This window comes from Rhizobium sp. B230/85 (assembly GCF_019355735.1).
In the GTDB taxonomy this organism is placed as follows: Bacteria; Pseudomonadota; Alphaproteobacteria; order Rhizobiales; family Rhizobiaceae; genus Rhizobium; species Rhizobium rhododendri.
The window spans coordinates 146,131-166,841 of record NZ_CP072160.1; the positions used below are offsets into that span (position 1 = coordinate 146,131).

Sequence of the window (20,711 nt, forward strand, 5' to 3'; positions counted from 1 at the left end):
GCAGACACACGCCGGCGATGCGACTTCCTGGTGAGCGCGATATCAAATCGTTGGATTAAGGCCAAAGATGACCAATCGTCACTTATTTGCTCGCCTCAGCCGGTGAGGTAGACAGTTACGTTGGGAATGCAATGTCAGTCTGAACTCGATCAAGCTCGACATTGCGACGTAGTGCCAACGTTGGCATCGGGATCACCCGTTGCGCAAGAATATTTTCCATCCACTGGTCACTTCTTCCACCCTATACTTCATGATTAAGTGTAACCGGCGTTCTGCTCCCACATTGCTCGCTTCCGCCTGATCTGTGATCGACATTCCATGGATGAAGAACGGGAGTTTCTCCATGGAGACTACACTGGAGTTTCTCACAACCAGCAAGCCTGGACGTGAGGTTCACCGACGCTGGCCTGATCAGGTCAAGGCGCGGATCGTGTCGGAAAGCCTGAGGCCTGGCACGACGGTCAATGAAGTTGCGCAGCGCTATGGATTGCGTGCGCATAGTCTTTCTACCTGGCGGACGATGGCGCGGCAGGGCAAGTTGATCCTGCCAGCACCGGAGGATGCGGTAGAGTTCGCGGCGGTGATCGTCGATCCCCCTTTTCCGGAACTGCAGCCTAAAACGGTTGGTCGCCCCGAGATCGTCCTCGGTCCCATCACGATCCGTCTTGAGGAAGGTGCGTCTGCTGCCAGGATCGCTGCCATCGCTCGCGCCCTGGTGGCAGCGACATGATCTTTCCGTCGAACCGCCTGCGGATCATGGTGGCGACCAAACCCGTGGATTTCCGAAAGGGTCATGACGGTTTGGCGGCGCTAGTGAAGAACGAACTGCACAAGGACCCGTTCACCGGAACGGTCTTCGTGTTCCGGTCACGCAAGGCGGACCGGTTGAAGCTGATCTACTGGGATGGCTCCGGGATCGTCATGGCCTACAAACGGCTGGAAGAGCATGGCTTCACATGGCCCGGTATCAAGGATGGATTGATGACGTTGACCCATGCCCAGTTCGAGGCCCTGTTTGCGGGCCTGGATTGGCGGCGGGTTCATGCCGTCAGGACGAGAACACCGGAGACCATCGAATAGCTGCGGCAAGATGACTCAGGACAACAGATTCCGAAGGCAAATCGGCACAGAGTTTGGTAGGTTCCAGCTATGCTGGACGCCGCCGATCTTCCCGATGATGTTGCTGCCCTGAAGGCGATGCTGATCGCAGCTCAGGCACGCGAGACGGCCAAGGACGTTGCGATAGCAAGTAAGGACGAGCATATCGCTCGCAAAGACGAGCGGATCGAACGGCTTGAGAAGCTGGTCGCGGCGTTCAAGCAGGCAGCTTTCGGGCGCAAGTCCGAAAAGACCGATCCCGATCAATTCGATCTGGCATTGGAAGACCTGGAAACGGCCATGGCCGCGATCCATGCAGAGGATGAGGCAGACGTTCTCGTCGGAAAGAGGATTACCAAGCCACGCGCGACCAATCGCGGCTCCCTTCCAAAGCATCTCCCCCGTGTCGAAAACGTGATTGAGCCGGAAAGCCTGATCTGCACCTGTGGCGGATGCCTGCATTGCATTGGCGAGGATGTCTCCGAGCGGCTGGACGTGGTTCCGGCCCAATTCCGCGTCATTGTCACCCGTCGCCCCAAATATGCGTGCCGTGCCTGCACTGACGGCGTCGTCCAGGCTCCAGCTCCAGCAAGGCTTGTCCAAGCCGGGGTACCGACGGAAGCCACCGTCGCCCATGTGCTGGTTTCCAAATATGCCGATCATCTACCGCTCTATCGGCAGGCCCAGATCATGAGCCGCCAGGGCGTCGATCTCGACCGGTCCACGCTCGCCGACTGGGTCGGTCGAGCAGCCTATGAGCTGCTTCCCGTCTTCGATGCGCTGATCACTGAGCTGAAGCGCTCAACCAAGCTATTCATGGACGAGACGCGTGCTCCGGTTCTTGATCCAGGCTCTCGCAAAACCAAGACCGGATACTTCTGGGCGTTGGCACGGGATGATCGCCCATGGGGCGGCGGTGATCTGCCAGGTGTTGCCTTCACCTACGCGCCCGGTCGCGGAGGCATTCATGCCGAACGGATATTGCAGGGCTTTTCCGGCGTCCTGCAGGTGGATGGCTATGCCGGATACAACAGGCTGATCGCGCCAGAGCGTGTCGGACCGGGCATTCGGCTTGCCTATTGCCGAGTAGGCGGGGTCGTTACCAAGCCCCGCCCCTCACAGATCCGGACGTGCAGATTTCCCGCATCCGGTTCCTCACGGTCCAGTTTCGCTCAGGTACGGCTCCATTGATGGACGATCCGGGTTGGCGGCAGGGGAAATCTGTCAAGGACCTGGGCCATCCGATTCCAGTTCGGCTTCCCAGATCGGCTGCGGCGCGAGAGCCCGCTTTTCCAGATACGCTCGACCTGATGGTGATACCACGTCAGACGTCGTCCGTTGCCCGTGATCCCGTAGTAGGCGTAGTGGCCTTGCATCATTCGGGTCAGGTGTCGATGCTGAACCGTGAGCGACAGGTGCAGATGCTTGATGCACCAATCCCTGGCTGTCCGTAAGGCCCGCGCAAACCGATCCTTGGCCGTGACCTGCCGCACCACCGGCTTGCCTCTCCGCGACTGGCCCCAGACATGGGTGAAGCCGAGAAAATTGAAACTGGTGGCACTAGTTGCCGGATGCTGCCCATGAGGGCGCCGGAAACGGAAGTCCACATAGCGCGTCTTGTCAGGATGTAGCCGAAGCCCATACCGCTCGAAACGCTTGCCCAGTAGCCACCCCATTTTTGACGTTCCGATTTGTCGCAAAAGTCAGTCCCGTAAGCTGGACTCTCGCACATGACTTTTGCGACAGAAATTCCCCTGAAAAATCAGCGTCGCCGATTTTGTCGCGAAACTTAGAATTTCTGTGACACAGTCTCCTGAGATACGAAATCGACCAATAGACGGATATTGCGCGAGGGGGCAGCCCCGGCCGGCCACAGAAGCCGAAACACGCCAGCGTCCCGCATATTTCCCTCCAGGATCGACAGCAAGCGGCCATCCTCGATGCGACGGCTGACCGCGATCGAGGGCACGCAGGCGAAGCCCGCTCCCTGTTCTGCCAGCTCTATTCGGGCCTCGACACTGTTTGTGACCATTGCAACGGGCAGGTCCAGATCGAGATTGACGCCATCCCTAGCAAGCGGCCAAGCGTCTATCAATCCGCTCTTAGGGTGCCGTCTATGCAGACAACGGTGATTGAGAAGATCTTCAGGAGCGGCCGGAATGCCGTGAACAGCAAGATATGACGGCGCGGCAATGATGGTGTGTCGAAAGCGCCCTACGATACGAGTCATGAGGCTGGAGTCGCGTACCTCGCCGGTTCGAATGGCGAGGTCATAGCCCTCTCCGACAATTTCCACCAGGCGATCGTTCAAATCGAGTTCCAGCCGCACCTCCGGATAGACCTGCGTGAAACGCCGAAAGATCGGTAGGAAGCTCATCGCCCATGTGGGCAGGCTGACCTTCATCGGGCCACGAACGTTCTGCCCGGCTTCCGACAGTTCCTGCGTCGCCAGCTCTATTTCGGAAAGGATACGCCGCGCCCGGTCGAGGAACAGGGTACCTTCCGTTGTGAGGCTAACGCTGTGCGTGGTCCGGTGAAGCAACCTTGCGCCTATTCGTTGCTCAAGGCGAGAAACAGCCTTTCCGATCGCAGAGGCAGAAAGGCCGAGTTGGCGGCCGGCCTCCACAAAACTGAGGGTATCCGCCACCCGCACGAATATCTTCAGGCCGCCCAAATTCTCCATATTACACTACTCCTTTACGGACAGAATAGTCCGCATCGACCGGAAAGCCAGCACCTTTCGCGGACGGAGTGAAGCCTATATCGTGGGGAACATCCGCGCCTCGCAATGAGGACGTGCGAGAATAAGAAGGAATCTTGACACCATTTGTGTCCGGGCCTTCCGCGTCAGAAGGATGCCGGAATAATGCAGAGGCCCATCGACTGGACCATCTTGCTCGCGCTGGTCGCCGGCGTCGTGCTGGCGGTCATGACCGATTGGAATAGCCAGCTTGCCCGGCACAGCTCTCCGCTCTTTGCATCATGGACGGCGCACGGCGTTGGGACAGTCGCCAGCATGGCCCTCGTCCTCATCCTGTCGATTAGCGGCAAGAAAACGATCGTAAGCGTGCCGCATCATCGCTGGCCGCTATGGGCCTATCTTGGCGGCATTCCGGGGGCCTTCACCGTTTTGCTCGCAGCAATCACGGTCAACAGCGCTCTCGGTCTTGCGGGCACTTTGGCCCTGTTGCTGGTCGGGCAAATGGGGTTTGGCGTGTGCGCTGATTATTTCGGGTTCTTCCGTCTACCGCGCCGGCAACCGCAACTCCGCGAGACTATAGGGTTTGCTCTGGTTCTGATCGGAACCATGGTCATCATCGTGGCGAGGAGCTGAACAATGCTGACATTGATCGGCCTCGCATTTCTTAACGGTGTCCTGATCGCTATGAGCCGGGTCATCAACGGGCACCTCGGGCAGAAGGTCGGGGCGATCCGCACCGCATTATGGGCGCATGCGGTCGGCTTCATCTTCCTGTCGTTGATCATCGCCACGATGTTCCGAAATTCTATGGCGGTAGAGCCGGCGGCGCCTACGGTGGCCTGGCTCGGTGGCATCCTCGGCGTTGCCTTCGTGGCGCTCAACAGTCACGCAGTTCCAAGGCTGGGGGCTGGCAAGACAACCAGCTTCGTCGTGGCCGCGCAGATGCTCGCCAGCGTGGGGATCGACAGCCTGAGCCGGCCTTTTTCAGAGGCGACTATTGCCGCTCTTGCCGGGGCCTCCATCATCGTCACCGGCGTTTGGATGGCGGCTTTCAGTGGAAAGAAGTAGCGAATTTAAGACATGGTCTCCAAAAACTAGGGCTATCGCGATATCAAACGAGTTCCTTCACATAACACGGATAGCTCTTCTGCTTGTCTTTGACCGAGGCGATCTCGAGCTCGACAACCACGAGCGGTGTTTCCGGAGAAGTCATGTCGATTAAGTCTCCATCTTTACCCCCGAATGTTGGCCCATTTGATCCTTGTCCCACGCGGTTGGAACTGATGACATAACAGCCTGAAACAATCGAGGCCATCGCGCCTGCAGTTAGAAAAACCTTCACGGCTCTTCCCGTGGCTCTCGGGACAACGATCAACTCCGCGCCTTGCTTGCGATAATGGCGAGCATGTTCGTTGAACATCACTTCCGTGCAGAGAAGCACCCCTACGGATAAACCGCACACCACGACTGGCTCGAATTCGCGTGATTGTGTCGCGTACCAGTTCGACTCGTACCAGCCCGACTCTGCGGGAAAATATTGCTTTGTGTGGAGGTGTTTTATCAGTCCCCCTTCAAGGCAAAAGGCTTCATTAGCAAGCCGTTCCCCCTCCCAAACTGGCCGCGAAGAAATGATCGCGGGGATATGTAACCTTTCGAGTGCCGCTGCGCCGGCCCGATGACACTCAATACTGTGTTCAGCCATTTCGGGATCGAACTCCGGAGTTGCAGCAATCCAGGGGCCAAAAGGCAATTCATTCGTGACTAATATATCGATATCGGCCTTTGAGATATCCTTCTTCAAACTAAGCCACTGATCGCTGTCGGCAATCAAGTTTTCCGGCCACTCAACAAATCCTACACGCATCGACTATCCTCACCATTTGTAGATCGGTGTTCTATGACGATGTATGTCGGTCGCCAATGAAAACGCCGCCTCCTTCTACTATATTGCTTTCGCTCTACACATGAGTGATTACCCGATCAGCCACGCTGCAAAATTAGGGATTCCGCGAATTCGTTATCGTATGATTTGGTCGAGGACCGGCAAGCTGAATACGGCTGCTGCCGAGATAAGACCATAGCAAATCCATCGGAAAACGCCCTCGCTCGCTCGGCCGAAAAATTGCGACCCGAGGTATAGGCCCAATCCGTAAAAAGGCCCCGTCGTCAGCGCGAGCACCATGACCGACTCGGTAATCAAGCCGCCAATAAGATAGCTCGCTCCGGTCAGCACCGTGGAGATCGCGAAATACAACACGATGTTTGCACGTACGATCGTACTCCGAATCGACCCACCCAGCCAGTAGACCACCACCCGCGGCCCACCGATCTGGGCGGCTCCGGTGAACATGCCGGAAACTGCGCCGACAGCGATTGTCAGCGGAGCAGATGGTCGACCGTGGTATCTCCAACCAGAGACCAACAGGATGAGGAGCACCACGACAACCAAAACGATGATCCATCGCACCGCGAGAGGATCGATCATCGTCAACACAGCAGTACCGAGTGGAACGCCTATCGCCGCTCCGACGGCCATCATCCCGACGTCGCGGCGATCTGAGCGCCGCCATGCGTCCGGAATAAGTCCTATTGCGGTCACTGCATCGATGATCAGGAGAAGCGGTGCGGCTGACTGAGGACCAATGACGGCACTCGCCAAAGGCATGAAGATCAGGGCGGCGCCAAAGCCGGAAAAGCCCCTTGCGAGCCCGGCGACGAAAGCCGATGCCAGCAGAAACAGAAATTCTGGCGCGGACAGGTTTGCCAGAACCAGATCAGTAATGGTCGCCATCCTACTCTTGTCTCCCGCCACGCACACCATCGGCAAAGACCTGCGTCCAGGCAAGCAACCGTACGGAGCGGCGCAAACCTGTCGTCCAGAATGGGTCTTCTTGCACAAGGGTCTCCACCTGCTCTCGGCCATCGGCTTGCACCACCCAAAGGCCCCCGGTCGGAGTATCGTCGACATCCCTGAGCGGACCTGCTGCCCTGATAAGGGAAGCGTTGCGTTCCAGGAAGTCGAGGTGGGCGGGCATATACTGTCGGCGGATATCGTCCGCGCGGTTGGCATCATCTTCAAACAGAACGGCGAAAAGCATGATCGTATCTCCCTGCGATGCGGCCACCTTACAGCGGCATTTTTACCGCTTCACGCCGAATTCTTGCCGGGATAGACTGCAAAAATGCAGGCACTCGATTGGAATGATTTTCGGTATGTCCTCGCTCTTATGCGGGAAGGATCACAGGCTGCAGCCGCGCGTCAGCTTGGTGTCGACCCGACCACGGTCTCCCGCCGATTGCGGGCGATTGAAACAGTACTTGGGGTGCCTCTGTTCGAGCGCGGCGCGGACGGGAGTATGCGTCTAACCCAGGCCGGCGAGATGGCGGCGAGGCGCGCGGAGAACGTCGAGGCCGAGCTTGGTGGGCTGACGGAAGCGCTGCAGGGAGCCGATGCCTTAGCCAGCGGCACGGTGCGTGTGACGGCCGTCCCGCTTCTGATCAACCGGGTCTTGGTGCCTGCCGCGGCTGACCTGATGGCCCAGCATCCACAGCTACGCGTCGAATTGATCGCGAAATCCCGTGATCTCAATCTCACCCGGCGCGAAGCCGACATTGCGCTTCGACTTGCGAGGCCCACCGACGATACTGGCAGTAGGGTGCTTTCCAAGCGCATAGGCACACTGACTTACGCAGCCTATGTCGCAAACGATGTTGACGCCGGCACGGAAAAACTACCCTGGCTTACGTATGAGGAGGGAATGGCACATTTGCCGCAGGCCCGTTGGATCGCGAAAGCAGTGGAGGAGGACGGCATACGTTCGCCCCTTGCGGTCAATGATGCCGAGGCGATGCTTCAAGGCGTCGAAGCTGGGCTTGGCCGCGGTCTGCTGCCTTGTATGGTGGCAGATCAGATTTCGGGCCTAAGGCGCATACATCACGATGGACCGGCATTTCCTGAACGCGAAATCTGGTTGTTGACCCATCCTGATCTGCGTCACCTCGCGCGCATAGCGGCGGTCCTTGCCTGGGTAGAGGCGTCGATCCGGAAGGTGTAACTCGTATCCATGGTTGCAAAGGAACCGGGTTTTGCGAATCCCGAATTTCGTCTGACTTCTTGGTCTGAGTAAAGTTTGGCGTAAAATCAAGATTTTTGCGATGAAGCGTTTCCCCATCCGGCCACAATAATCGTCCCTAGCATTGTCATAACTCCGCCGATTAGTGTTGCCATAGGCGGTTCATCGCCGAAAAAAATAAAGGCGAGTAAGGTTGCGAACGGCGCCATCAGGTAGATGAAGTTTGCGGCCACTCCGGCAGGCAATTCACCCAAGGCATAATTCCAAGCGAGATAGGCGACGATTGTTGGGAAGATCGCCAAGCCTGTTATAGCGATCATCGTCGAAGGCGAAGCTCGCATTAATTCCGTGGCTGCGTCATGCGACCACGGTAGGAGGAACAGCGCCCCGAAGACCATAGTGTAGGCTGTGCAGGGGAGTGCTCCGTAAATCGGCACCAGCGGCTTTTGCATAACGAAGTAGACGGCTGAACACAGCGCCGCCAGTAGAATGAATGTAGAGCCGGCCCCAAAAGTCAGGCCGCCCGGTTGGTTGATGGCAATTATGCTGACACCGGTAAAGCTCACAAGAAAACCCAGCCAGCCGACCAGTCTGATACGTTCCCCAAGCAAAATCCAGGCGAGCAAGGCCGTCAAAATGGGAATGACGTTTTCAATGAAGCTGGCCGCACCGACGGAGACCGTCGTCTGACCCGTGTTTAGAAACACACTATATAGCGTGAAGCCGGATGATGAACCGGCTATTAGGCGCAGCACGCAGAAAGTCTTCGACATCGCGGAACGCGAACGCGTGGCATTTGTCGTGTACGGGCATGACGCACAGCAATGGAAATCCTTACGTCACTCCCCGGTGTTTTAGGGGTCAGAACAAGAGCAGTTAGAAATCCTGCGCTAAGAACGAACGGACAGCGAACATCCTAAGGATTTGAGACGTTTGTCGGGAAGTCGCAATGGTTCGATCTCTTCCAAGCCTAAAAGCCGTGCTCATGAGGCTCCTCTTGAGCAATCCATTTTTGTGTGGCATTCAATGGGAGATGATCGACCTGACCAATATCAGCTTTAGCATTTGGTGGCGCTCCGTTTAGGAGCGGCAGTCGTCATCTATTGAATTTGACCATTTGCCGCCGTGAGCTGGCAAAGTATGGTCGAATTTTTCCATCATCCGGTCACGGCGGCTCCCCAAGAGGAGCGTTCCATGACTAGATTCTCACTTGCTTCAATTCTCAGGCCGCTCTCTGAAGGCCATGATATATCCGCGGACCAAGCGGAATCGATGATGTGTTCTCTTATAAAGGGGGACTTTTCGCCTGTTGAACTGGGCTGCATCATGATGGGGATGCGGCTGAAGGGAGAGACAGCCGAAGAGCTGGCGGGAATGGTGCGTGCTTACCGCGCAGCGTCGATACCCGTTGCAACGCCACCAGACCTTGACGTTGTGGACGTCTGTGGCACCGGAGGTGATGGGCCAAGCGCAGGCGTTTTCAACATATCGACCACAGCTATGTTCGTTGCGGCCGGCGCTGGTGTTCCTATGACAAAGCACGGTACCAGCGCAGTTTCCAGTCAATCAGGCAGTTCGGACGTGTTAGAAGCGCTCGGAGGGAGGAACCTCAGCGATCCAAGACAGGTCTCGGAATGCCTTGATGCTATAGGGCTCGCGTTCATGCATGGGCCCTCCTTTAACCAGGGGATGAAGAACGTCATTCAGAGCCGGAGAGAGGCGGGGATCCGCTCTTTCTTCAATCTGCTTGGCCCAATGTCGAATCCCGCCAGGCCTCGACGTCAGGTTATTGGTATCTATGACCGACGGTACACCAATGTTGTCGCAGATACGTTAGGCCGTCTCGGAGCGGTGCACGTCATGGCCGTATCCGCCCACAATGGCTTGGACGAGATATCCACGGAAGGTTCCACCCAGATCAGCGAATTCAAGAACGGGAAGATCACCACAGTGCAATTCGATCCGACCCCTTTCGGGTTTGGCAAAATTGATTGGGAAGAATTGCATGGAGAGGGTCCGGCATTTAACGCCTCGAAGATGGTTCGAATCCTTAACGGCCAGATTTCAGGGTGCGCACGAGAGATTGTTGTTCTCAATGCCGCGGCGGCCATCATTGTCGGTGGGTTGGCCCATTCTTTCGAAGAGGGGTTAGCCTGGGCTGGCAACAGCATCGATAGCGGCAGGGCTATCGAGAAGCTGGATGACTTTAGGCGATGGACCCATACGGCGGCGAACATCATGCGGCCCGGAGAAGATGGCCGGGAGTTCGGAGCGGTCTGAAGCCCTCCGGCATCCGTTGTTCGGCGTCCCAGGAATAGATGCCGGTGAGATTGATGTGTTCCCAGCTGAGCGGCGACACATGTTTAAGGACTTCATCCTCGATGTTTCGGCCTCGCTGGCGCAAGTGGGCGACGGCGCGGCTGAGATAGACAGTATTCCAATGAACGATGGCGCTGACAACCAGATTGAGTCCGGAAGCTCGAAAGGCCTGGCTGTCATAGGATCTGTCGCGGATTTCGCCGCGCTCGTGGAAGAAGACAGCACGTTTGAGCTTATGAGCTGACTCGCCCTTGTTGAGACCGGCCTGGCAACGCCGGCGAAGTGCCGGGCTCGAATACCATTCGATCATAAACAGGGTGCGTTCGATGCGGCCGAGCTCGCGGAGCGCTTTGGCGAGGGCGCTGGATTTCGAAGACGTGGAGCACCACTTGAGGATCGTCGATGGCGCAACGGTGCGCGTCGTGATCGAGACGCCCAGCCGCAAGAGATCATCCCAGTGCTCCAGGATGAGATCGGTATTGATCGGCGCGCCGATGTGCTTGGCCAACACCGGATAGGTATCGGCCTTTTCGAATGTATGGAATTTCCGATCCTTGAGATTGCGCAAGCGGGGAGAGAAACGCCGGTTGACTATGGGGAAAAGCCCGAAGAGTTGATCGCTGGCGCCTCCGGTATCGGTGAAGAGTTCCTCGATATCGAGGACCGTGTCGTGATCAAACAGGCCATCGAGCACATAGACTGCCTCGCTTTCGGTCGGGCTGATCGGAAGGATGCTGAAGTATCCGTACTGATCGGAAAGGGCGCTGTAGAACTTCATGCCCGGTTCGCTACCATAATGCAGATTTATATCGCCGCGCCTGGCGGCCCGGTCGCTGGCGCGGAAGAATTGCCCGTCGGATGAGGCGGTGGTGCCGTCGCCCCAGATTTTTGAATGCGGGCGACGCGTATGAGCATCGGCCACGCAGGCCTGCGCGAGCCGGTAGGTTTCGGAGCGAGCGTGGAAGCTGCGCATCCAGCCGATCTGGTGAGCGCTGATCCCTTTCGACGCACCGGCCATGCGTTTCGGCCCAAGATTGGTGCCGTCCGCAAGAACGCCGGCGAGCATGGCGGCGATATTTTGCGGTGCATCCCCTGTCCGGACATGGGTGAACTGGTCGCCAAACGCTGTCCACTCATGCACTTCCCGCAACAGGTCGGGGACATCAATCAGAGGATACATCTCACTGATTTCAGCTTTCAGATCCTTGGCTGCCGTGGGCACGTCGCTGACATGCGGCGTCACGATCAAGGTTCCGGCTTCGAGCCTGACACCTTCAAGCTTTCCGTACCGGGCACGCCGCGCTAGCTGTTTGAGATTGAAGTCCATCATCTCCCGTACTTCGGCCAGCCACGCCGCTCCATCGCTCTGAACACCGAGGCCGATCTGGCTTTCCGTCTTCGAAGATAAGCTCGCGCTCCGATTTCGTCAGATGGGCGACCGGAACACGAACAGGCAACACGCGCCGCCCCTTCGCATAAAGTGCCTTCAAGGTGGCGATCGCGGCAAGCAGTGGGTCGTGTCGCCGACGAGAGTGGAATGCGAATGTCTGGAGAAAGGCCCCGGCATATTTGCGTACGGGTGCGTGTTGCTCGCTCGCCATCATCAATGCCGGCTCGTCGTTGGTTTCCACCATGGCCTCGAGACCAGGTTTGATCTGAAGCAGCCTGTGCCAGCCCACCCGTCTATCTAATATCATCATAGGATCGGCATCGTTATCGTTGGCCACCTGCAAGGCAAGGATCGTGTCGAGGAACAGTCGCAACGCCTTCGATGTTTCCGGGCGGGAATTCATATGGCGTTGCTTTTTCCGGTTGTTGGCTTGAGAGAACAGGCGGCCCAACAGCTTGATGAACATCATCACCGCATCATCAGTGAGCTTCTGGCCGAGCCTAACGATCTGCGCCACGATCATCGCGCGCCGACGATCGGCGTTGAAGTCGCTGGCAAGCCAAGCCGGCGTGGCGTCTTCTTCCCGCACCATCTGATCCGACCGTCCGGAAGAGATGCGAGCCTGTAAGCGAGGTTCGATCCCGAGCGTGCGCAGGAACGCAATGCGCTCTGTCAGTCCGACCAGGTTCACCGCTCCGGGAGCCTCCGGGGAAGATTTCAGCCAGTGAAAGCGCGTATGGCCGATCGCGGGATCGACATCCAACAATCTATCGAGCATTTGCAGCTTTTCCGGATCGAGATTGGAGAGCAAGTCAGTTTCGGCACGCCGCCTGGCAATGGCCCGCGCCGCCAATCCCATCCGCTCGATCGTGTTCGGGACGGGCAGAAGAACGCCACGCTCCCTGAACGCGGCTATGACGGCGGTCGCGATCGTCACTCCCTTGTCGGTCGTTGAGGCTGCATCAATTGCCGACAGCAGTGCTACGCGTCGGTCTTCCGCCGTTGCGCTTCTCATTTCCAGATAGCCCAACAGATGGGCGACATGGTTCATGCGTGTCTCCTCCCGATGGGCATAGAGATCGAAAGAAGCCGGATCGGCTCCGATCTGCTCGGCAATATAATTGAGCATCGCTTGGGGCGGACGTTCATTGGATAAAAGCGGGCGTCCGAGATGACGAATAAGGCAAAGCTGCACCGCGAACCCGAGTCGATTATGCTCTCGTCTGCGAACCACGACTTCAAGCCGGTCCGTTGGTGAAAGGCAATAATGCTGGATCAGACTGTCTTCGTCGGCCGGGATGTCGAAAAGCGCCTGCCGATCCTGCGCCTTGAGCAGTTTCCGTTTGGCCATTTTCCACTCCTTACATTCGGATGCCCAACGGAACTGCCCTGTACGCAAAGGTTCGATTGCGTACAGGGGGAAAACGACCTGTCCACAAATTAGATTGACATACTAATGAACATCAGAGATATTCTCGACAGCCTATTCGGACGGAATTGACCCATGCCACGCACATTCGCCTATGCCCGCGTCTCGACAACGGGCCAAACCACCGAGAACCAGATTCAGGAAATCCAGGCCGCTGGTTTCCACGTCGAACCGAAGCGGATTATCACCGAGACGGTTTCCGGAAGCACGGCCATCGCGCAAAGGCGAGGGTTCATCAAGCTCATGGACCGGCTGGAATCCGGTGATGTACTGATCGTGACCAAGCTCGATCGTCTAGGCCGCGATGCCATCGACGTTAGCTCAACCGTTAAAGCACTATCCGAAAACGGCGTGCGAGTTCACTGTCTTGCGCTAGGCGGCGTCGATCTCGCAAGCTCGGCTGGCACGATGACCATGAACGTTCTCAATGCCATTGCCCAGTTCGAACGCGATCTTCTCATCGAGCGGACGCAATCCGGTCTCAAGCGGGCCAAGGCCGAAGGAAAAGTTCTCGGCCGCCCATCTATCCTGAGCGAGAAGCAAAAACAGGATGCCCGAGATGATCTCGCGATTGGGATAAGTGTTTCAGCCGTTGCCAGAAAGCTGGCAACCAGCCGCCAGACTATTATGCGCATCAGAGATACGCGTTCTGCTAGATGAACGCAGTCGGGCCCGAAGCAGACTTCTGGTGGGCTTTGGCGGAACCAGGCATGGCCCTCCAAATGCAGGATGCCAAACGTCATGAGACTTGCTCACATAAACTTAGTTGCCCGCAATGTGGAAGTGCTGACCGCGTTCTATGTGAACGTCATGAAGTGCAATGTTCTTCGCGAATTGAAGACGTTGTCTGGTGAAAACGTTTCGCGAGGCAATGGGCTCCCAAACTCTGAAATTCGTACGATCTGGCTAAAATTCCCGGAACTGGAGCGGCCTTTTCTGGAGATACACGAACATACGACTACCCATCATCGTGATCAGCCTAGGGTCAACGAACCCGGCTTTGGACATTTAGCGTTCCAGATGGAAGATATTCGCGACACCCTTTCTAAGATCATCGAAGCGGGAGGGGCGCAGATCGGAGAGATTATAGATTTTGGGACGCCAGGGATGCCGTATCTAATCGCTTATGCACGCGATGTGGAGGGAAACGTGCTTGAGCTTGAGCAAATACCTCATGGTCGCTGATGGCGAAAGTAGCTCCGTATACGGTTCATTTGCCCCAACTGGAACCGACCCAATTAAGATGAGAGAGTTCTCGTTCCGTTCGACCTTAGAGCAGGATTCTGAACTGCTCTTGTTCCGACCCCGAACTGGAGCTGTTCGAGGACCTGATGACCAGGGTCGAAAGCGATGACTGGGTATCTCGCAAGCGGCTCGAACGCCTGAAGGAAGGACTGCAGGAGAGGCTCGAAGCGCTTGTGACCCGCAAGGATGATCTTCTCACCACCTCGGAAATCGGCGTGGACCAGATTATCGTCGACGAGGAGCAGGAGTTCCGCAAGCTGTCGTTCGCGACCAATATGTCGACGCGGAAGGGCATCGACCCGAATGGTTCGCAGCGAGCGTGGGATCTGTTCGTCAAATCTCGTTTCATCGAGACGAAGAACCCCGGCCGGGCGCTCGTGCTGGCATCGGGCACACCGATCACAAATACGCTTGGCGAAATGTTTTCGATCCAGCGCCTGCTCGGGCACGAAGCCTTGCGTGAGCGCGGACTGCATGAGTTCGACGCCTGGGCGAGCACCTTCGGAGACACCACGACGGCGCTGGAGATCCAGCCTTCCGGCAAATACAAGCCCGTCAGCCGCTTTGCCAGCTTCGTCAACGTGCCGGAACTGATCGCCATGTTCCGCAGCTTTGCCGATGTCGTGATGCCGGACGATCTGCGCCGGTACGTGAAAGTGCCGGCCATTTCGACCGGCCGGAGGCAGATCGTGACCGCGAAGCCAACCCAGGCCTTCAAGAACTATCAGACCATCCTCGACGCGCGCATCAAGGCGATCGAGCAGCGAGAAGGACCCGCGAAATCTGGTGACGATATCCTGCTCTCTGTCATCACCGATGGCCGCCACGCGGCGATCGATCTGCGGCTGGTCGATGTCGATAACAACAATGAGCCCGACAACAAGCTCAATCTCCTGGTCGAGAATGTTTTCCGGATTTGGCAGCAAACGTCGGACAACAGCCATGTCCGGCCCGATGGCAAGCCCTATGAGCTTCCCGGTGCTGCCCAGATGATCTTTTCCGATCTCGGCACCATCAATGCCGAAAAGTCGCGTGGCTTCTCTGCCTATCGCTGGATCCGCGACGAGCTGATCCGCATGGGCGTCCCCCCGGCGGAGATCGCCTATATGCAGGACTACAAGAAGACGGAAGCCAAACAGCGGCTGTTCGGCGACGTGCGCGGCGGAAAAGTCCGCTTCCTGATCGGCTCGTCTGAAACCATGGGCACCGGCGTCAATGCTCAACTCCGGCTGAAAGCCCTCCACCATCTCGATGTGCCCTGGCTGCCGTCGCAGATCGAGCAGCGCGAGGGCCGCATCGTGCGTCAGGGCAATCAGCATGACGAGATCGATATCTTCGCCTATGCCACGCAAGGGTCACGTGATGCCAGCATGTGGCAAAACAATGAGCGAAAGGCCCGGTTTATCACAGCAGCACTTTCGGGCGACACGTCGATCCGCTGGCTGGAAGACATGGGTGAGGGACAGGCCAACCAGTTCGCCATGGCCAAGGCCATCGCGTCGGGCGACGAACGTCTGATGCAAAAGGCGGGGCTCGAAGCGGATATCGCCCGTCTGGAGCGCTTACGCGCCGCGCATGAGGATGACCAGTATGCGGTCCGGCGGCAGATCCGGGATGCCGAGCGCGACATCGAAGTCTCGACGCGGCGCATCGGCGAGATCGGCCAGGATATCGAACGGCTTGTTCCAACCGCTGGCGATGTCTTCGCGATGACGGTTGTCGGCGAGGTTTACAACGAGCGGAAGATTGCCGGACGCGCCCTGATGAAAGAGATCCTCACCCTTCTGCAGCTTCGCCAGGAAGGAGAAGTCGCACTTGGCACAATTGGCGGCTTCGATCTCATCTATGACGGCGAGAGCTTCGGTAAGGGCGACGGCTACCGTTTCCAGGCCCTGCTCCAACGCACTGGCGCCGACTACGAAATCGACCTTGATGTGACGGTCACACCGCTTGGTGCGATTTCGCGTCTCGAACATGCACTCGACGATTTCGAGGGCGAGCAACAGCGCTATCGCCATCGCCTTGAAGAGGCTCACCGGCGACTTGCCTCTTATCGTTCCCGCGAGGGCGGAGAGTTTGCCTTCGCCGAGGAGCTGGCGGAGAAACGTCGCCAACTGTTCGAGGTTGAAGAAGCGCTGGCCAATTCCGTCAGCGATAACTCCGAAGCTGGAGACTTCGCCGCTTGAACCCACTGCTTGTGCTCGCTTCTTCCCATGATCGGTTCGATCGAAGTCATGGGCAGATCTTCCAAAACGCAACAGATGCGTTACAAAAGCTCCATGATCAGATCCGAACTTATCGATGTTATCGCCGCGCGCAATCCACACCTCTACCGTCAGGATACGGAGCGGATCGTCAATACCGTCCTCGATGATATAGCGACTGCCCTTGAACGGGGGGAACGGGTTGAACTGAGAGGTTTCGGAATCTTTGTCGTGCGACATCGCCCGGCCCGTTCGGGCCGAGATCCCATGAACGGCAAGGCGGTGTTCGTAGAGGAGAAGTGGGTGCCGTTCTTCCGCGCCGGCAAGGAACTCAGGGAGCGGCTCAACGATGACGGGAAGCTTGGTCGAACATGAGGACTGAACATTGGTCGTAGAATATGGTGGAGGAACCCCGTTCTGCAACGCGCTTCCTCCGCATCTCCTTAGCATCGTTGATATGATGACACCGCAGTTCCTGGCCGAGACCTGGCCCGTGCGGTTCGTCGCGCTGCTGTCGATGCTGGAGGATATGACAGGACAGGCGGGTGTGGCTGACCGGCCTCTTGTCACCAATAAATGGGTGGCCATCGTCAGCGGTTTGCTGGAAAACTTGCCCCGCGACATGGATTGCCCCGAGTGCCTTGCTTTAATGCGCCACAGCGCGATTGAGATATTCCGGAAACGCGCGGCACGGGGGACGCCGGACGTACGCCAGCAAGACGAACTCTTGCGAAGCACATATCCACAATGGTCGGCGGTCGAAGATTTGTTCGACGAATACGAGACATGGGCGGCGCAGCAATTGCCGACGACGCATCATTAGTAAAGAGGTACGGGGATGCCCACAGGAAAACTCAAATGGTTCGATACCGCCAAAGGCTACGGTTTCATCACGCCTGACGACGGCGGCCCCGATGTCTTTCTCCATCTTAGCAAGGTGACGGAGGCCAAGCTGCCAACATTGCAGCCCGGCGTGCCGCTCCGGTACGTGCTGGGCCGCCAAGGCAGCAAGGTTTCGGCGCACGACTTGTCTTTGATGCCAAATGAAGCCACCGCTTCGCCGCCCGCATGCAGGACCGACGATGATGCTGATTTCGAGGCAGAGTTCGAACGAGAATGGGGACTTCGACGGGGTTAGACATGGTTTGAAACGACCACAGAACCGCGTCGGCCCTCTCCATCCGAACCGGCGTCAGCGGTCTGCGACTGCTGAGCGGCCCGTTATTTCGACAGTCGGTTTTCGTCATCGATCAATGTCAGGCGGGAGGGAGCCTTCTCACCCCATGTCCACAGGACGAGGTTGAGATCGTCTTCTCCAACGCCTTGAGCGAAGCTTCGCACAAGCAACCCGCTATAACCTTCGGCTATCAACAGGCGAGCGAAGATCTGCGTTCGCGCTTCTCCGGTCGCCTTCATCTGGTCGCGCCACGTATCATCGCAGAGTGCCGCTCTGTCCATCGCCGTCCTCGCAAGCACGGCCTCATCTCTCGTATCGAACACACGGTCGATTTCCGCATCATAGGATACCAGCGTCGTCGGTTGAAAACTGCCAGCCTGATTGGCTTCTCGCAGTGCGGTCATCACCGACAACGACGTGTAGAGCGCTGGAACTCCTTTGGGATTGAACCGGCCGCCATAGAGTTCCGCACCTCGACCCGAGAGCGGTTCACGCGCGAAGACGGGGTTGAGCGCACGATAAAGAGGTCCGCGATATTGCATCGCGGGTCAGGCGTGGACGCCGGCGTCGACAGCATCGATAAAGTCGAGGACGTCTTCGGCCCGGCCGCTGCGAACGAGTTGCATGGCGGTTTGCCCGGAGAACCCTGGAAGAGGTTCTGACCTGAACCAGGCATAGGCCATCAAAGCGGAACCGAACCGTGGCTCCACCTTGTTGATGACCTCGATCATTTCGCGCAGGCGGCGCTGGGTTCTGTCCGACCGGACGCGTTCCTTACGCTGGACGGCATCCTTTCCAAGGCCGGCCGTCCGGGCAACTTCCTCACTGGTGGTGAGAAATGCTTCGGCAATCTTGCGAGGCGCGAAAAAGCCTCCATCGGCATATTGAGCGAGACGCATGAGAGGCTCCTTTCCAGACATGCCGTACATATAGACGCAAAATAGCGTCGAAACAAGCGGAGATAAGGTATTCGGGAATCATAAAAAAAATGAATGGAGAAGAGGAAATGACCCTTCTCGCAGAACGATCGATCCGGTGACGCTATCGCTCAACCGCCGCCTGCGCGATCCCGGCCACTCGGTCTTCGCAGGGCTGTGAGCCCCGCTTGTCCTTCGCGGCAGGGATGCTCGGCCTCAGTTGCACCGGACCAATCGCTCCGCGGTTCGGGAGATGTCTTCGGAAAAAAGAAGACGCGAGAAGGACCGGCAGGGGGCCGCGTCCGCACCGAACAGGAGCATCCCTATGCATATCGTCAAACTCGATCCGCGCGCGTTGAAGGACAATCCGGACAGGACACGCCAGTCGAAATCGTCACCGCAATCCGACGCGCTGCTTCTGGCAACCATCAAGGCCGTTGGCATCATACAGCCGCCGGTGGTCGCCCAGGAGCGGGACGGTGGCAATGCCTACATCATCGACGCCGGCCACCGCCGCGTCAAACAGGCCATTGCCGAGGTCTCGAGGAAATCGAGGTTTTAGTCGGGGATGCCAGTGACGACAACGGCGCCATGCGCGGCATGATCGAGAACATCGCGCGCGAGCCGCTTGGCGCTATTGATCAATGGCGGGGCACAGAGCGGCTCGTCGCGCTTGGATGGACCGAGGAAGCGATTGCCATCGCGCTCGCCCTGCCGGTGCGGCAGATCAGGAAGTTGCGACTTCTCGCCAACGTGCTGCCGGCCATGCTCGACCAGATGGCCAAGGGCGATATGCCGTCGGAGCAGCAGCTTCGCACAATCGCGGCAGCCTCGCTCGACGATCAGAAAGAAGTCTGGAAGGCCAATAAGCCGAAGAAGGGCGACACCGCATCCTGGTGGGCGATCGCCAACGGTCTCAGCAAGACGCGGATGTATGCCAAAGACGCAAGTTTCGATGATGATCTGGCACAGGCCTATGGTATCGCGTGGGTAGAGGACCTGTTCGCTCCAGCCGATGAAGACAGCCGCTACACGACGGATGTCGAGGCCTTTCTCGGCGCCCAGCAGAAATGGATGACCAGCAACCTGCCGAAGAAAGGCGCCATCGTCGAAGTCAACAGCTGGGGTCAGCCACAGCTGCCGGCAAAGGCCGACCGCGTTTATGGCAAGCCGGGCAAGGGCGATTACACGGCGATGTATCTCGATCGCGACGGCAAGGTGCAGACGCTCCATTACCGGATGCCGGAGATCAAAAAGACCAAGGGGAAGGACGGCACCAACACACCCGACAGCGATACTGCTGACGAGTCCATCACGTCGAAGCCGCGTCCTGACGTAACACAAAAGGGCCAGGACATGATCGGCGACTTCGCACCGATGCGCTGCATGAGGCGCTTGGCCGCGCGCCGATCGAGGACGACATGCTGATGGCCCTGCTCGTCATCGCCTTCGCCGCCCTGAATGTTCGAGTGGATACCGGTGCTGATGGCAATGTTTACGGTATGAAGCGGTTCAACCGCCACATCGTTCCTCTGCTGGATGAGAACGGCAAGGTCGAAATCGACGTGGACAGGCTGCGGATCGCAGAACGATCCGTGCTGATCGATGTGCTGTCGTGCAGGCGCAACATCTCGAACAGCGGCATTGTCGCCCGTATTGCCGGAGACGCCATCGGCGCCGACGCGTTCCTGCCCAACATGGGTACGGAAGACTTCCTGTCATGCCTGTCGCGTCAGGCGCTCGAAGCCTCGGCTAATGAAACTGCTGTTCTTCCCCGCCCGAAGGTCCGGGAGACGCGCGCAGCCCTCGTCGACCATTTCAAGGACGAACAGTTTGTCCATCCGTCCGCCCTGTTCGCACCGGCCATGGAAGATCTCGCCGACTTGCTGAAGGTGGGCGCTGCACCTGAAGAGGACGCAGAAGCCTCGTTCGACCCGGCTGAAGACGACACTTTCGAAAACGCCATGCCCGATCCAGGCCCGGGCGAGGAGGGGGATAAAGACGAAGCGGATCTTCCTTCCGCCGGTGAGGAGACCGGCCAGACTGCCGCGGAACCGATCGGCGACGATGCTTCAGCCGATCATCATTACGGCATCGCTGCCGAGTAGCCGTCCCACTTTCATTTCCTTCCGATCGCCTTGTCCGCCGCCAGCCTTCT

General features: G+C 57.9%; 19 protein-coding genes and 4 pseudogenes. 14 read left to right on the plus strand and 9 right to left on the minus strand.

Annotated features, from left to right (window positions below):
• The first annotated feature begins 343 nt into the window (after positions 1-343).
• From J5289_RS28445 to J5289_RS28455, 3 genes and pseudogenes are all read left to right on the plus strand, one after another.
• On the plus strand, positions 344-730 hold the full coding sequence (locus J5289_RS28445) for a transposase (protein ID WP_209207827.1): 387 nt from the start codon (positions 344-346) through the stop codon (positions 728-730).
• Positions 727-1,080 (plus strand): IS66 family insertion sequence element accessory protein TnpB, encoded by a 354-nt coding sequence (gene tnpB / locus J5289_RS28450; protein ID WP_209207828.1) that lies wholly within the window; start codon positions 727-729, stop codon positions 1,078-1,080. Before J5289_RS28445 ends, tnpB begins: the two co-directional genes overlap by 4 nt.
• A gap of 69 nt (positions 1,081-1,149) precedes the next feature.
• A pseudogene (locus tag J5289_RS28455) lies at positions 1,150-2,181 on the plus strand (IS66 family transposase); the annotation flags it as partial.
• An 89-nt stretch (positions 2,182-2,270) separates the two neighbouring features.
• Here the strand turns inward: J5289_RS28455 and J5289_RS28460 are convergent.
• The gene (locus J5289_RS28460) at positions 2,271-2,774 is read right to left on the minus strand and encodes a maturase (RefSeq protein ID WP_209207829.1); all 504 of its coding nucleotides are present in this window, start codon (positions 2,772-2,774) and stop codon (positions 2,271-2,273) included.
• Between the two features lie 113 nt (positions 2,775-2,887).
• On the minus strand, positions 2,888-3,781 hold the full coding sequence (locus tag J5289_RS28465; RefSeq protein WP_209207830.1) for a LysR family transcriptional regulator: 894 nt from the start codon (positions 3,779-3,781) through the stop codon (positions 2,888-2,890).
• Between the two features lie 183 nt (positions 3,782-3,964).
• Between J5289_RS28465 and J5289_RS28470 the strand changes: the two genes are divergently transcribed.
• Together J5289_RS28470 and J5289_RS28475 are read left to right on the plus strand one after the other, a co-directional pair.
• Positions 3,965-4,432 (plus strand): DMT family transporter, encoded by a 468-nt coding sequence (locus tag J5289_RS28470; protein ID WP_209207831.1) that lies wholly within the window; start codon positions 3,965-3,967, stop codon positions 4,430-4,432.
• 3 nt (positions 4,433-4,435) lie between these two features.
• Positions 4,436-4,867, plus strand: coding sequence for a DMT family transporter (locus tag J5289_RS28475; protein WP_209207832.1), 432 nt, complete (start codon positions 4,436-4,438; stop codon positions 4,865-4,867).
• Between the two features lie 43 nt (positions 4,868-4,910).
• Here the strand turns inward: J5289_RS28475 and J5289_RS28480 are convergent, their stop codons facing one another.
• The 3 genes from J5289_RS28480 to J5289_RS28490 form a co-directional block, all read right to left on the minus strand.
• Positions 4,911-5,663: a carbon-nitrogen hydrolase family protein gene (locus tag J5289_RS28480; protein ID WP_209207833.1), complete on the minus strand. Its 753-nt coding sequence runs from the start codon at positions 5,661-5,663 to the stop codon at positions 4,911-4,913.
• Positions 5,664-5,816: 153 nt separating this feature from the next.
• Entirely contained in the window at positions 5,817-6,611 is a 795-nt protein-coding gene (locus J5289_RS28485) for a sulfite exporter TauE/SafE family protein (RefSeq protein WP_257625548.1), read from the minus strand.
• Positions 6,592-6,897 carry a YciI family protein gene (locus tag J5289_RS28490; RefSeq protein WP_247750811.1) on the minus strand — a complete coding sequence of 102 codons (306 nt, stop codon included), beginning with the start codon at positions 6,895-6,897 and terminating at the stop codon, positions 6,592-6,594. Before J5289_RS28490 ends, J5289_RS28485 begins: the two co-directional genes overlap by 20 nt.
• 84 nt (positions 6,898-6,981) lie before the next feature.
• Between J5289_RS28490 and J5289_RS28495 the strand changes: the two genes are divergently transcribed.
• Entirely contained in the window at positions 6,982-7,854 is an 873-nt protein-coding gene (locus tag J5289_RS28495; protein ID WP_209207834.1) for a LysR family transcriptional regulator, read from the plus strand.
• Positions 7,855-7,940: 86 nt separating this feature from the next.
• On the opposite strand, the gene J5289_RS28500 is transcribed toward J5289_RS28495, so the two are convergent.
• A complete protein-coding gene (locus J5289_RS28500) occupies positions 7,941-8,645 on the minus strand; it encodes a DMT family transporter (protein WP_209207835.1) in 705 nt (234 codons plus the stop codon).
• 421 nt (positions 8,646-9,066) lie between these two features.
• Between J5289_RS28500 and trpD the strand changes: the two genes are divergently transcribed.
• Positions 9,067-10,152, plus strand: coding sequence for an anthranilate phosphoribosyltransferase (gene trpD / locus J5289_RS28505; RefSeq protein ID WP_209207836.1), 1,086 nt, complete (start codon positions 9,067-9,069; stop codon positions 10,150-10,152).
• Here the strand turns inward: trpD and J5289_RS28510 are convergent.
• A pseudogene (locus tag J5289_RS28510) lies at positions 10,109-12,932 on the minus strand (Tn3 family transposase). The gene trpD and the pseudogene J5289_RS28510 overlap by 44 nt on opposite strands.
• Positions 12,933-13,085: 153 nt before the next feature.
• Between J5289_RS28510 and J5289_RS28515 the strand changes: the two are divergent.
• From J5289_RS28515 to J5289_RS28540, 6 genes and pseudogenes are all read left to right on the plus strand, one after another.
• On the plus strand, positions 13,086-13,670 hold the full coding sequence (locus J5289_RS28515) for a recombinase family protein (protein WP_209207837.1): 585 nt from the start codon (positions 13,086-13,088) through the stop codon (positions 13,668-13,670).
• Positions 13,671-13,751: 81 nt separating this feature from the next.
• On the plus strand, positions 13,752-14,195 hold the full coding sequence (locus tag J5289_RS28520; protein ID WP_209207838.1) for a VOC family protein: 444 nt from the start codon (positions 13,752-13,754) through the stop codon (positions 14,193-14,195).
• A 122-nt stretch (positions 14,196-14,317) separates the two neighbouring features.
• Positions 14,318-16,441: pseudogene (locus J5289_RS28525) on the plus strand (lactate dehydrogenase); the annotation flags it as partial.
• A 93-nt stretch (positions 16,442-16,534) separates the two neighbouring features.
• Positions 16,535-16,834 carry an integration host factor subunit beta gene (locus J5289_RS28530; RefSeq protein ID WP_219276692.1) on the plus strand — a complete coding sequence of 100 codons (300 nt, stop codon included), beginning with the start codon at positions 16,535-16,537 and terminating at the stop codon, positions 16,832-16,834.
• Positions 16,835-16,916: 82 nt separating this feature from the next.
• Complete coding sequence (locus J5289_RS28535; RefSeq protein WP_247750812.1) at positions 16,917-17,282, plus strand: hypothetical protein; 366 nt, start codon at positions 16,917-16,919, stop codon at positions 17,280-17,282.
• 15 nt (positions 17,283-17,297) lie between these two features.
• Positions 17,298-17,597, plus strand: coding sequence for a cold-shock protein (locus tag J5289_RS28540; RefSeq protein ID WP_209207840.1), 300 nt, complete (start codon positions 17,298-17,300; stop codon positions 17,595-17,597).
• Positions 17,598-17,680: 83 nt separating this feature from the next.
• Here J5289_RS28540 and J5289_RS28545 read toward each other — a convergent pair whose 3' ends face one another.
• Positions 17,681-18,178, minus strand: a complete 498-nt coding sequence (locus J5289_RS28545; protein WP_209207841.1) for an RES family NAD+ phosphorylase — start codon at positions 18,176-18,178, stop codon at positions 17,681-17,683.
• A 6-nt stretch (positions 18,179-18,184) separates the two neighbouring features.
• Positions 18,185-18,535, minus strand: a complete 351-nt coding sequence (locus J5289_RS28550) for an antitoxin Xre/MbcA/ParS toxin-binding domain-containing protein (protein WP_209207842.1) — start codon at positions 18,533-18,535, stop codon at positions 18,185-18,187.
• A gap of 343 nt (positions 18,536-18,878) precedes the next feature.
• On the opposite strand from J5289_RS28550, the pseudogene J5289_RS28555 reads away from it, so the two are divergent.
• A pseudogene (locus J5289_RS28555) lies at positions 18,879-20,661 on the plus strand (ParB/RepB/Spo0J family partition protein).
• The last annotated feature ends 50 nt before the right edge of the window (positions 20,662-20,711 follow it).

Bases quoted from the DNA above. Each gene is read 5' to 3' on its own strand.
- J5289_RS28500 (WP_209207835.1), bottom strand. From the start codon at position 8,645: ATGTCGAAGACTTTCTGCGTGCTGCGCCTAATAGCCGGTTCATCATCC.
- J5289_RS28530 (WP_219276692.1), top strand. From the start codon at position 16,535: ATGATCAGATCCGAACTTATCGATGTTATCGCCGCGCGCAATCCACAC.
- J5289_RS28470 (WP_209207831.1), top strand. From the start codon at position 3,965: ATGCAGAGGCCCATCGACTGGACCATCTTGCTCGCGCTGGTCGCCGGC.
- J5289_RS28535 (WP_247750812.1), top strand. From the start codon at position 16,917: ATGATGACACCGCAGTTCCTGGCCGAGACCTGGCCCGTGCGGTTCGTC.
- J5289_RS28540 (WP_209207840.1), top strand. From the start codon at position 17,298: ATGCCCACAGGAAAACTCAAATGGTTCGATACCGCCAAAGGCTACGGT.
- J5289_RS28545 (WP_209207841.1), bottom strand. From the start codon at position 18,178: ATGCAATATCGCGGACCTCTTTATCGTGCGCTCAACCCCGTCTTCGCG.
- J5289_RS28445 (WP_209207827.1), top strand. From the start codon at position 344: ATGGAGACTACACTGGAGTTTCTCACAACCAGCAAGCCTGGACGTGAG.
- J5289_RS28490 (WP_247750811.1), bottom strand. From the start codon at position 6,897: ATGCTTTTCGCCGTTCTGTTTGAAGATGATGCCAACCGCGCGGACGAT.
- J5289_RS28550 (WP_209207842.1), bottom strand. From the start codon at position 18,535: ATGCGTCTCGCTCAATATGCCGATGGAGGCTTTTTCGCGCCTCGCAAG.
- J5289_RS28515 (WP_209207837.1), top strand. From the start codon at position 13,086: ATGCCACGCACATTCGCCTATGCCCGCGTCTCGACAACGGGCCAAACC.
- J5289_RS28465 (WP_209207830.1), bottom strand. From the start codon at position 3,781: ATGGAGAATTTGGGCGGCCTGAAGATATTCGTGCGGGTGGCGGATACC.
- trpD (WP_209207836.1), top strand. From the start codon at position 9,067: ATGACTAGATTCTCACTTGCTTCAATTCTCAGGCCGCTCTCTGAAGGC.
- tnpB (WP_209207828.1), top strand. From the start codon at position 727: ATGATCTTTCCGTCGAACCGCCTGCGGATCATGGTGGCGACCAAACCC.
- J5289_RS28475 (WP_209207832.1), top strand. From the start codon at position 4,436: ATGCTGACATTGATCGGCCTCGCATTTCTTAACGGTGTCCTGATCGCT.
- J5289_RS28460 (WP_209207829.1), bottom strand. From the start codon at position 2,774: ATGGGGTGGCTACTGGGCAAGCGTTTCGAGCGGTATGGGCTTCGGCTA.
- J5289_RS28520 (WP_209207838.1), top strand. From the start codon at position 13,752: ATGAGACTTGCTCACATAAACTTAGTTGCCCGCAATGTGGAAGTGCTG.
- J5289_RS28495 (WP_209207834.1), top strand. From the start codon at position 6,982: ATGCAGGCACTCGATTGGAATGATTTTCGGTATGTCCTCGCTCTTATG.
- J5289_RS28480 (WP_209207833.1), bottom strand. From the start codon at position 5,663: ATGCGTGTAGGATTTGTTGAGTGGCCGGAAAACTTGATTGCCGACAGC.